The sequence below is a fragment of the Bacillus sp. BACIII genome, assembly GCF_057836745.1.
Window position 1 is genome coordinate 1,235,771 of sequence record NZ_CM174437.1, and the last position, 13,408, is coordinate 1,249,178.

Genomic DNA, 13,408 nt, shown 5'->3' on the forward strand with positions numbered 1-13,408 from the left:
TCTCTATTTAAATGCTTTCCAGAACATTTTCTTGGCAGGAAGCTCTTGTTTCTTCACCGGTGCATCAGGTTCTTTTACGAGACCCTTACGTCTTAATGACGGTGCAGGCAGCGGCTTTCTTTTCAGTCGGGTATCTTTTTCTTCCCAAGCTTCCAGAATGACGTGGGCGTTCGTTCCGCCGTCGGCAAAGCAGTTGATGGCCGCAGACGGTCTGGCTGCATCCCATTCGCCGGCTGTTTTATCAAAATACAAATCGGTCTTTGTTATATCAAAATGCGGCATCGGTTCATCCCCTGAGAGAAACGGAACCGTTTGCCTGTGTTTCAGCATTAATACGACTTTAATGAAGCTTGCGATGCCTTCTGCGCAAAGCGGATGCCCGATGTTCGGCTTGATTGACCCGATGCCGAGCGGAACATGCTGACCTGAGCGGTATACAGATTGAATCGCCTTCAGCTCAAGTAAATCAGTCACAGCGGAACCCGATCCGTTTGCTTCGATATAAGTGATATCCTCCGGCTTTTTGCCGCTTTTTAAAAGCGCGCTTTTCATAACGTCTTTTTGCGCCTGAACATTAGGGGCTGACGGTCCTGCCGTTCTGCCGTCATTATTCATGGCGGCGGCCTTAATGACTGCGTGTATCGTGTCGCCGTCTTTTTGCGCCTGGCTTACCGTTTTTAACAGCACCATGCCCACGCCTTCTCCGAGGACAACGCCGCCTGAACGCTTATCAAATACATGAAATGCCGGTTTTTCGTTTAACAGCCCGCGCTCTTGGAACATTCGGTGCGCCGCATCCGTGTTCAGCATACTGACACCGCCGACTACCGCTATTTTGATATCGCCGCTTCTCAGTGCCTGTACGGCCATATTCATTCCTGTCAAAGCCGATGAACAAGCCGTATCAAGCACGATGCTCGGCCCCCGCAGGTCAAAAAATTGCGAAACGTTTGCAGCTAAATAGTTCTGCCCGCCCGCAACGATCGGATTGCGGGTATTCGCAAGAATTTCAGGATCAGGCTGATGCTGGCTGCGGCCTCCGATATACACACCGGCTTCTATGCCCTTGATTTCTTCACGGGTATAGCCGGCATGACACCAAAGCCTTACGCTTTCTTCCAGCACCGCCAATGCCTGAGGATCCATCGCTTTCGCGTCGTTTTCCGGTATGAAAAAGAAATCGGAATCAAAGTGATCCATATGTTCAATCAAGCCCGCAACATACTGATTTTCGTAACCGAATCGTTCGGCCGGCACGGAGCCGATCGCGGACCTGCCGTTTCTCAGCAAATCCCAATATTGTTCTAACGATTCCGCTCCCGGAAAGCGGCAGCTCATTCCAACGACGGCAATGTCTTCATTTTCGGCATATCGGTTTTGTTCAGCTTGAACGGTTTGCACATTGGCGGGAACCGCGGTTTCTGTGACAGATTCCTTCCTTGTGAGCAGCGGCTGACTGTTGGATACAAGCCATTCGGCAAACGCGTCAATCGTCGGATGTTCATATAAAACAGACGGATCTAAGTCCTTTTTGAGCGCTTGATTCATTTGCTGTAAAAGCTGCGCTAAAATGATCGAATCAACCCCGTAATCCTGAAACGGTTCGTCTGTTTCCAGTTCATCCGGAGCGATTTTCAGCTCATCAGAAAACAGTTTTACAAGCCATGCCTTCGTATCAAAAAGAAGGTCTGAGTCTGATTGTTTTTCCTCGATTTGACCGTTTATTTCTGCTTCAGCCTCTTTTTGTTTTTTCTTTTGACTGAGCAGCCTGTCAGGATGCCATCCGCTTCGATCAACGATGGCCGGCAGAACGGCCGGGCGGATGTTTTCAGACAAAATGCGGTCCAGCAAGTCAATCCCTTCCGCATTCGTCAGTCCTAAAAGTCCGGTCTGCTTCAGGCTTTCTGTGCGGACTTCACCCAATCCGGTTTCCTTCCAATTCGGCCATTGAATGCTGACCATCGGATATTGATGCTGATGAGCAGCCGCGAAATAATCCATGTACGCATTTGCCATCGCATAATCCGACTGCCCTGCGGCAAGCGCCGGTATGACAGCAGATACGGAAGAAAATAAGACGAAGAATCGCAAAGGATCATTTGTAAAAAGGCTGCTTAAGGTTTGAAGCCCGGCGACTTTCGGTTCCAGCACTTCTTGTATGTCGTCAGCAGTCTTTCTGATAAACGCCGGATTTACTGAATTAACCGAGCCTGCACAGTGAATGACCCCGCCGATCGGTCCCATCGTGCGCCGGATCGTTTCAATTTCCGCAGCCGCCGCATCACGGTCAGACAATTTCAGACTGATGACCGCTACTTGCACACCTTTTGCTTCTAGCGCTTCAATCGCCCGTATTTTCTCTTTCAGCCGTGTATTCACAGCTGACCGTTCATGGCGGGGAGGAATCGGCTCCCTGCCTGTCAGCACCACTTTTTTCACGCCGTGTTTTTCTGTGAAATGACGCGCGCATAAAAGACCGAGCCCTCTCGTCCCTCCGGTAATGAAAAGCACATGATCTTCCGGGAACGGTGCGGGCTGTTGTTCTGATCGCTCCCATTTTGGAATCTCCCTGAATGCAGCGCGGTATCTCTGTTCGTTTCGGAGGCAGACTTCCGGTTCTGTGCTGTCCGCTGAAAATTCATCCGCAATCTGTTTGGCAAGTGTCTGCTGATTTGTATCGGTGTCGGCATCCATGTGTCTTGATGTCACGTTTTGATACTCACTTTGCAGCATTCTGTACAGGCCGCTTTTTGCCGCTCCTGCGAGATGAATCGTTTTCTGCTGAAACGGCTCCAAGCCTTTTGTTACATACAGCAGCGTCAGCGGCCGCGCTTGACGGCGGCTTGTATCAATCAGAGTCTGGAGCCGGCTGATCCCTTCCAGTGAAAGGTCTTCGTCTCCGCATCCCGTCAGATCGATTGCGCCATCTATGCGATTCCAATCGCTAGCTGCAGTGTCAGCCGAATCGACCGGGAGAATGAACGAGTCATCGAAATGCTTTGCAGTCTCTTCGGCAAGTCCCCTTGTCCTTGCATCAGCCAGAATCATGACCTTCTGAACGCTTTTTTCATCGGCAGACTTGATCTTACACGGAACCCACTGCTTTTCTAAAAGCACAGCTTCGCGCCGGTCTTCCGTTTCCTCCGATGCGGATTTCACTTGAGGCAGCCAGTACGGCTCCTTGGCAAACGGGTAAGCCGGCAGACTGATTCTGCGTGGTTTTTCGTCTTGATAAAGCCTGTTCCAGTCCACGTGAAGCCCTTTTGCCCACAATTCCGCTATATTGCCGTATTTTTTCTTATCGAACCATGACCTGACAAGCTGCTTCAGATCATCGTCCGTTTCAAATGCTTTGATTTCTTTTTTTGCCGTTTTGATGTGGGCTTCATATATCCCTTCACCCGTATTGCCGTATACAAAATCGGTTAAACGGCTGATCAGCTCTTCTCTCGAACCAGCTGTAACCGCAAGACGGCAGTCCATTGCGTCACGCCCGGTTTGAAGCGTGTACGCCATATCTGAAAGATGGATATCCTGATTGGCTTTTGCAAAATCGATCATCGACTCGGCATAGGCTTTTAGCTGCGGCGCTTTTTTCGCCGACAGTACAAAAATGTTTGTCTCATCAGGCTTTCGGCTGCCCCGGTCTTTCGGCTGGTACTCTTCAATGACGAGATGAGCGTTTGTGCCGCTGTAGCCGAATGAGCTGACACAGGCCCGCCGCGGTGCTCCGCCTGTTTCCCAAGGTTTGAGTTCGGTATTGACAAATAAAGGCGAGTCATCGAAATCAAAATGTTCATTCGGCGTGCTGAAATGAAGACTCGGCACAAGCTTTTGATGCTTCATCGACAGCAGGACTTTCTGCACGCTTGCTACGCCTGCCGCCGCCGACGTATGTCCGATATTCGATTTAACCGAACCGATGGCGCAAAATTGTTTTCGGTCCGTTTTTTCCTTAAATACAGAAGATAAAGCTTCTAATTCAATCGGATCCCCCTGCTTTGTGCCGGTGCCGTGCATTTCCGCATAGGTGATGCTCTCAGGGTGGATGTTGTGCGTTTCATACACTTGGCGCTCTAAATCCATTTGGCTTTTCGCGCTCGGCGCGGTAATACCGTTTGTTTTTCCGTCCTGGTTAATTCCGGATCCGATAATGACTCCGTAAATATGGTCTTGATCGGCTTCCGCATCTTTCAGCCTTTTCAGAACGAGCGCCCCCGCGCCTTCGCCAGGCACAAATCCGTTTGCGCTGTTATCAAATGCTTTGCATTGGCCGTCAGGAGACAGCATTCCGGCTTCACACATGCTGATGTATGATTCAGGCGTTATATACAAGGTGACGCCGCCGACAAGCGCCATGTCAATTTCATGATTCAACAGCGCCTGACGCGCCAAATGAGTCCCGACAAGAGACGATGAGCATGCCGTATCGATCGGAATCGCCGGCCCTTTCAAGTTGAGATAATACGCCAGGCGGGCCGCCGCGATGCTGAAACTGTTGCCCGTTGCGCTTCCTCCTGTCTGATGTTTATTTAACATCATGCCGTATTCATTGTTCATAATCCCTAAATAAACGCCGCAATTTTTCCCGCTTAATTCTTTTGAGCTGTAGCCAGCATCTTCAAAGGCTTTAAAGCCTTCCTGTAAAAATATCCGGTGCTGCGGGTCCATAAGTTCCGCTTCAGACGGAGAAATATTAAAAAACAGCGGATCAAAATCTTCAATGCCGTCAAGCATACCGATTGATTTGCAGTATACTTTGCCCTTCTTGTTTAAGGCCGGATCATAGTATTGGTTTACATTCCAGCGGGAAAGCGGGATGTCGCGAATGGCGTTTTTCGCACGCACTAAATTGTCCCAATACGTCTTAAGATCCGGTGCGTCGGGGTATTTGCCCGACATGCCGACGATAGCTATCGCGTCCGCCATCTCGTCATTAGGCTCCTGTTTGGCCTGCACCGGTTCAAGTTCCTTTTGAACCGTTAATCTCTCCGGCTCGGCAGGTGTTTTCTCCTGCGGGGCGTCTTGCTGCGTAAGCGGCTTCGGACGTACGGGAACCGCCTGTTTTTTTCTACCGCGGACGGACGGCTGCGTGCGCAGAAAATCGGCAAATTGACGGATTGTCGGATAATCATACACTTTCGTTACGTTACAGTCCGTGCCGTACCGTTTATTGACGGCTTTTATCCATTCAAGCCCGGTAATCGAATCCATGCCCAGATCAATAAAGGCCTCATCAATATCTACTTCATGCCGCTCCATGTACAATACATCAGCAAGTGCTTTTGATAACTCGTCATGCACCGCTTCAATCTGTTCTTCCGGTTCGGCGGAAGCTGCCGTTTCAGACATCGCCTCGAGAATAGCCGCTTCTGCCTGTATCACCGGCTGCTTATGAGCGTTTAAAGGCTGCAGAAGTATGTTGGACGGTTTGTTCACGGCCTCCGTTTTCTTCGGTTCGGTTACTTCCTCAAGGATCGGTTCTGTCCCGAGCTCTTTTTGCAAGAAGACCGCAAACTGGCGGATTGTCGGATAATCATATACTTTCGTCACCGTAAGGGACGTGCCGTACGTTTTATTAACGGCCTTTATCCATTCAAGACCGGTGATTGAATCCATACCGATATCAATAAAAGTGTCGTCTGCGTCGATATCGCCAGGATCCATATATAAAACGTCCGCCAAACTTTCCGTTAATTCGGCACTTACTTTTTCAGCGGAAACCGCCGGACGGTCAGCGGACTGTGCCATTCTTTTTGGTCCCGCGCCGCTCAAAGGCTGCAATGTAATATTTGACGGTTTTTCTTTTGTAATCTCCTCGGAAAGAGGTGCTGCTTCAATGACCGGTTCCGGGACGGCCGCCGGTGCGATCGGTGCAGGCTTTGTTTCCACCGTTTTTTTGACAGCTGCATCAGCTGATGTGTCGATCCAATAACGGTCCGTTGCAAACGGGTAAGCCGGGAGACTGATTTTTTGCGGTCTGCCCATTTGATACAGCTTATCCCAATTCAGCGGAAGGCCCTTTACCCAAAGCTCTAATACCTTTGCGGCTTTGCCTTTTTCAAGCCATGCCTCAATGGTTTTTTCCATGTCCTCATCAGCCGCAAACAGCGCCATCGTGTCTTTATTCTGTTTGACTTGTCCGCGGTAGAGCTGATCAATTGAATCTTTGCCTCCCGTAAATCCGTCAAGCTTTTCTTCAAGCTCGCGCAAATTGCTGACAATCAGACCGAGACGCTCTTCCATCGCTTCACGGCCGGTTTGAAGCGTATAGGCGATCCGGCCCAGATCCGCTTCCCTGTAACGCCCGCTCCGCAGTGCATCAAGAAGGCGTTTCGCCCGTTCTTGAAGCCGTTTCTCATTTTTCGCGGAAAGAATGATCATCGATGGATGAGGTGCGGCAAAAGCCGTCTCCTTATCCACATCAGCGGTATATTCTTCGATGACGATGTGAGCGTTGACGCCGCCGGCTCCGAAAGAGGAAAGCCCCGCGGTTCTCGGCAGTTCCTTATCATTTATGACCGGTCTTTTCCACTCTTCAAGCGTCTGCTGCACTTTAAACGGCGTACTCGGAAAATCAATATTCGGGTTAAGCGTCCGGGAATGCAGTGACGGCGCAAGCTTCTTGTGTTTCATTTGCAGCAGCACCTTCGTCAGCCCCGCGATGCCTGCTGCGCTTTCACAGTGCCCGATATTGGATTTTGCTGAGCCGATGGCGCAAAACTGTTTATCCTGTGTTTGTTCTGAAAAGACTTTTGTCAGACCCGTGATTTCAATCGGATCGCCGAGTGAAGTTCCGGTGCCGTGGGCTTCGATGTAGCTGACCGCCCTCGGATCGGTTCCCGCGTCTTTTAACGCCTGTTTGATTACCGCAGCTTGGGCGTTCGGATTCGGGACGGAATACCCGTTTGTTTTTCCATCATGGTTCACGGCCGTTCCTTTGATCAAGCCGTAAATATGATCACCGTCCGCTTTCGCTTTAGAAAGCGGCTTGAGGAGTACGGCGCCCACTCCTTCACCGGGCACATAACCGTCTCCGCCTTCTCCGAAACTTTCACATCTGCCTTTGCTTGATAAAAATCTGTTCTGGCCGAGCATCAAATATTTATTCGGATGGATGGATACATTGACGCCCCCGGCAAATGCCGCCTCGCATTCCCCGTTCCGCAAGCTTTGACACGCCAGGTGAATGGCTGTTAAAGAAGAAGAGCACATCGTATCAAGAGCCATGCTCGGACCGTTAAAGCCGAATACATAGGAAGCCCGATTCGCGATGGATGACGGATTTCCGGTCAAAGCGAGCGATTTTCCGCGCGCCTGTTCTTCGGCTCCGTAAAGCTGGTATTCCTCATACATGACGCCGACGTAAACACCGACATTGGCGCCCTGCAGGTCACCCGATTTTCCGGTCAGCTTTTTGCGCGTATAACCGGCATCCTCCATTGTTTCGTAGACACATTGCAGAAATAACCGCTCCTGCGGGTCCATCAATTTTGCATCCCGGGGTGAAATAGAGAAGAATTGCGGATCAAATTTGTCCACGTCTTTCAAAAATCCTCCCCATTTTCCGTACGTCTTGCCTTCTTGATCTTTATCAGCGTCGTAATAAAGGCTGTGATCCCAGCGGCCGCTTGGAATTTCGGTTATGCAGTCAACGCCTTCACTTAAGTTCTTCCAAAATTCCTGGAGATTTTCGGCCTGCGGATATCGTCCTGATATACCGATAATCGCGATATCCTCACGCTCCGGCACTGGATTTTCCCGCGTGTCTGTGCGGACTTGCGCAAAGCCTTTTTTGCCTTCACTGCGATAGGATACAGGCTTTTCTTCTGTTTTCTCCTGCAGATCCGTTTTGGCTGCAGGGGGTTCTTCCGTTTTCATCCCGGTCGCTTCCAGCAGCGTGCCGCGGTGAGCTTTCATAAAATATTGCGCCAGCGATTCAATATTCTGGTACTCGAAAAACAATGTTTTTGATAATGAACCGAAGCTCTTTTCCAGCCGTCCCGTCAAATGCATAATCATAATCGAATCAATTCCGTAATCTTCCATAGGTGCCTTGGCGTCAATACTGCCGACAGGAAGTTTGGTTACTTCCGAAAGCACCTGTTTCAAGAAATGCTCCGTTTTTTCCGCAAGCATGTTTTCTCTGCCTGATGAAAAGCCTGCCGGTGCTTCTGGTTCGCTTTCCGTTTCTTCTTGATCTTCCGCTGATTTTTTCAGAAACGCCCGGATTTTTGCAGCGTAGCCTTCCGTCACCATGATCTGGGATGTCTTTGCTGCCCACCCGCGGTACAAAGCTTGAATGCCGTTTTCTGTTTTCATAGGGACCATGCCGCTTTCTTTTGTCAGCATGGCTTCCGTTTCGGCGTCAACCGTCATCCCGCCGTCTTTCCAAAGCGGCCAGCAGATTGAAAGAGTGTGTCCATGGCGTTCATTTCGGGCCTTTTGCCGGTTTCTTTTTTCACTGAAAGCGTTCATAAACGCATTGGCCATCGCATAATCTGCTTGGCCCGCGCTTCCGGCGCTTCCCGCTCCGGAAGAGAAAAGAATCAGAAAATCAAGCTCTATGTCCTTACATGCTTCATCAAGGTGAACCAGCCCGGAGACTTTCGGTGCCAGCACATCATGGATTTCATCCTTGTGCTTTTTCAGAATGTAGTTGTCTTTTATCGTTCCGGCGCTGTGTATGATGCCGTTTAAGCCGCCGTACTGCCGGCAGATATCCGCTGTGAGCGATTGGACTTCTTGTTTTTCCGTCATGTCCGTTTGTTTGTATACGGCTTGCGCGCCAAGATCGGACAGCTCTTGCAGCTGGGCTTTTTTACGGTTATCCAACAGAGAACGCCCCGTTAAAATAAGAACGGCGCCTTTTGCATGCCGGGCGATTTCTTTGGCGAACAAAAATCCGAGACCGCCCGCACCGCCTGTGATCAGATAAACACCTTTATCCTTCCACGGCTTTTCGGCGCCCAACTGTTCAAGACCCGATTCCTGCCATTGCGCCGTATAGCGCCTGCCGTTTTCATAGCGAATATGCTTGTCATCAGGATGAGCGCTGCATTCTTTTACATATCGTGACAGCGTGTCTGCCTTGACGTCCGGCTCCGCTTCAATCAGCTGGCCGGTCAGGTTCGGGTTTTCAAGCGCCGCTGTTTTCAAAAGCCCCGTTAAGCCGCAAAGGAGCTGCGTATCAGCTTCTTGAGGCACGACAATCTGAATAAGCTCGCGCCCGCCGGATTTTGAAGCGAGGATTTTCTTCACTTCTTCAAAAGCCTGAAGCGCACAGGCTTCAAACCGTTCGTCTTCACTCTTATGCTGATCACGGAGCACGTGACAGCTGAAGTCTGTCTGTATGCTGTTCATCTGTTCTGTAAACCGGTCAGATATCATCACGTGACGGGCTTTGAAATGGATTGGCGCTTTTTCATGTACAGCAGCCTTCTCTTCCCATACGTGCTCAAAAAATAGTGTATCTGTTTTATTCGTTTCAATTTCCCGTGCGGAATAACCAGTCATTTTCACACATACATTGCCTTGTTCGTCACATACATCAATATCCAGCTTCTGCACGGCATCTTCAGGCTTGCTATCACCGCTGTACGCAATGGAAACCCACATATTGCTTTTACAGCTTTTCAGCACATCAATCTGTTCGAGAGCAAACGGCAGCATCGGCCTTATGTCAGTCCCGTCTCTATCAAGCATCAAACCGATTGTCGCGTGGAATGCCGCGTCTAAGAGACTCGGATGGAGGACAAACTGATCTTTTGTATAAGAAACAGATGACGGGAGGGAGAGTTTTGCGAGCACTTCGCTGTCTTTTGCATAGATTTCCGTGACCGCTTTATGAGCATCCCCGTATTCAATCCCCATCTGTTTATAAGCTTGATAGCAAGCGTCAGGTGTGATCAGACGGCGTGATTCTCTCAATTTGTCAATCTCGATTTTCGCCGGTTCGCCCGCCCGGACAAACGCCGCGCTTCCTTGCGCATAGAGAACGGGCTCTTGTTCTGATGAAACCGATTCACGATAAACCGTAAATCCCATCTCCCCATTTTCTTCGTCATAAAGACGAAGATACAATTCTGCGGACTCATCCGCCGCTGTAAACGGGCGTATCCATACGACATGCTTCAGGCGGACTGTTCCTTCTTCCTTCGTTTCTGCCGCGTGTTCAACGGCTGCCCGGACCATTTCCAGATAAGCCGCGCCCGGTAACGTCCGCTCGTTTTTGACGACGTGATCTTTCAGGAAAAACTCTCCGCCGCTAAAAGAGGACCGAAAACGGACGCCTGACATGTTTGATACATTTTCATGCAGGAGCGGGTGCAGCATGCCTGCATTTTTTTGCGGCAACGAATCTCTTTTCTCCGCCTCGGGCACCCAATACCGTGTTTTTTCAAACGGATAAGTCGGCAGGCTGATCCGATTCGGTTTGTTTTCACCGTATAAGAGATTCCAATCCATCGTTCCTCCGCCGGACCACTTCTCAGCAATCATCTCCAGACTTCCGGAAGAAAGCCATTTATGTATCAAGTCCGGAGCAAGCTCTGCCTGTTTCGTTTTATCAGCTCTGTTCCGCCAGCATCCGCCGGCCGTTTGACCCGCCAGAAAACCTCCCAGCCGTTCTTTAAGCTGTGTTATATTCTGTGCGGTGAAAACAACCCGCTCCTCCATCTGCTCACGGCCGACCTGAAGTGTATATGCCGCATCCTCAAGCGGCACGCCGGGATGAATAAATGCAGACAGCTTCGCAACATACGCTTTAAGCCGTTCTTCATTTCGGGCGGAAACCGGGAAAATGAATGTCTGTCCTTCCGCAGGTTCAGCATTTGTTTTGTGTGATTCTTCCGGAATAAATTCTTCCAGGATGAGATGCACATTTGAACCTGTCGCCCCGAAAGAACTGATCCCAGCACGCCGCGGATATACGGTTTCGTTTCCGTCTTCCGTCACTGAAGGCTGCTGCCATGCTTCGGTTTGATGCTGGACATAAAACGGTGATTGTTCAAAATCTAAATACGGATTCAGCTCCTCGGAATGCAGAGACGGCACCAGCGTTTTATAGTGAAGCTGCAGGGCGACCTTGCTTAAGCCGCTGATGCCCGCCGCCGATTCAGCATGGCCGATATTGGACTTCACTGATCCGATGGCGCAGAACTGCTTGTCCTGTGTGTACTGGCGGAACGCCTTGACAAGGCCTTGAACTTCAATCGGATCGCCGAGAGACGTTCCGGTCCCGTGCGCCTCAATATAACTGACCGTGCGCGGATCGATTCCCGCTTTATCCAGGCATTCCTCAATTAAATCGGCCTGCGCGACCGGGCTCGGCACGGAAATTCCGCTCACTGTCCCCACGTGGTTGACGGCACTGCCCTTTACTACCGCGTAAATCCGATCTCCGTCTTTTATCGCTTCTTGCAGCGGTTTTAATAAAACGGCACCGATTCCCTCAGCCGGTACATAGCCGTCTCCGTCTTTCCCGAACGTATGACAAACCCCGTCTGTTGAAAACATGTCCCATAAACCGTATGTCAGATATTTATTCGGATGCAGCGACAAGTTGACGCCTCCGGCAATCGCCGATTCACATTCTCCGCGCCGAATGCTCTCCGCAGCAAGGTGAACCGCAGTCAGCGAAGATGAACAGACCGTATCAACCGCCATGCTCGGCCCGTGAAAATTGCAAAAATATGAAACTCTGTTTGCGATCTGCGCATAATTAAGAGATAGCGGGAATACATGATCTTCAGAAGAAGCCTCAGCTCCGACCAACGTATAGTCCTTGTGCATCACCCCGGCAAAGACGCCGACGCGCTGTCTCTTATTTTGTCCGCGCGCCTCCGCGAGCGACTTCGGCGTATATCCGGCATCCTCAATCGTTTCCCAGCATGTTTGTAAAAACAGCCGTTCCTGAGGGTCCATTGTTTCAGCTTCCCGCGGCGTAATCCTGAAAAATTGAGGATCAAAGCAATCCGGATCATCAATAAATCCGCCCCATTTTGAAATGCTCTTTCCGGAAGGCGACTTTACATTTTCAAATCGGCGCCAGTCCCAGCGAGACTCCGGAATTTCGGTGACACAGTTTTTTCCTTCTTTCAGGTTTTCCCAGAATTCGTGAATATTTTCGGCCTGCGGATAGCGGCCGGCCATCCCGATAATGGCGATATCTTCATCTTGCGCCACACTGATTTTCCGCCTTTTTTCTGTTTGCGGCTGCTTCTCCATTTTTGCCGGAGGTGCGCTGAAATGGCTCCCGTGCTGCTCAGTCAGGAAAACCGCAAGCTCTGCTGCCGTCGTATATTCAAACAGCAAAGTCGGTGAAAGGGTTTCGCCGATTTTTTCGCTGATCGTTTCGACGACGTCAAGCAGTCCGGACGATGTCAGCCCCATTTCATAGTAGCCGACTTGAGAATCAATCTGTTCAAGCGGCTTGCCGATTTTTTCCGCCATCAGATTCATGACATACCGTTCTGCTTCCTCATGCGGGTGTCCGCCTTCAAGCGATACCGCAACTTCCGGTAAACCGGCTTTTTCAGGAGGTTTCTCAGCAGGCTTTCGGTCTGTATTAATCAGCTCGGCATCCCGCACGAGCTTGCTTGTGAAATCTTTCAGCTCGGCTACTTTCCGGCCGGATGCGTTAAAAAACTCCAGTGTAATGTAAATGAGCTCCTTTTCCGGCCGGAGCGACGAACGTTTGATTCTCGTGATGCAGCCGCCCTGCAAAGGTTCGGAAGCTGTAAAAGATTCATAGAAAAGAGGCAGAAACAGCCTCTTTTCCCCATTTATCAGCGATGAAATCAATAGGTTTGCGCCGACGCCGCTTCCGTCAAGAAGAGTCGGATGGAACAAAAACCCTCCGGCCTGTCCCATCGCGTCTTTTCCGAGTGATAAATCAAAGGTGACGCCGTCCCGCTCCTCAAACACTTCTCCTTCTGCTTTCATATATCCGCTGTGAACCAATTCCTGACTTCTGCATTGTGCATACAGCTCATTTAAATCGATGGTGCGTTCCGCCTCGCGTTTGACAGAGTCAAGATCAAGCGTGTCACTGAATACTGCGGGAGCCGTCTCATGCATTTCCGCTTTGACGTAAATACGTTCGTCCGGCTGGACTCGTCCGCCGCCCATCTCAGTCCCTTTTGCGGTCAGTTTCCAGCGCCCTTCTTTTACCTTTGTACATTCAACCGTAAGCTTGACGGCGCTGTTTTCTTTCGCAATAAGCGGCTGATATATGGATAAATGACGCAGCTGAAGCCTGTCATATAAATAGCCGCGCTCTTTGAAAATCTGATAAAACATATCAATATAAGCCAATCCCGGAAGGACTTTTTCTCCGTAAACGTCATGATGTAAAATAAACGGATTTTTCAGCGATAAAGTGATTTGCTTATTGAAGTTCTTCACG

At 50.1% G+C, this 13,408-nt stretch carries 1 protein-coding gene; it reads right to left on the reverse strand.

The genetic code is table 11. The annotated features are described in order from the left end of the window. Nucleotides 1–3: 3 nt before the first annotated feature. Nucleotides 4–13,407 carry an SDR family NAD(P)-dependent oxidoreductase gene (locus ACXN9U_RS05970; RefSeq protein WP_489202314.1) on the reverse strand — a complete coding sequence of 4,468 codons (13,404 nt, stop codon included), beginning with the start codon at nucleotides 13,405–13,407 and terminating at the stop codon, nucleotides 4–6. Nucleotide 13,408: the final 1 nt, after the last annotated feature.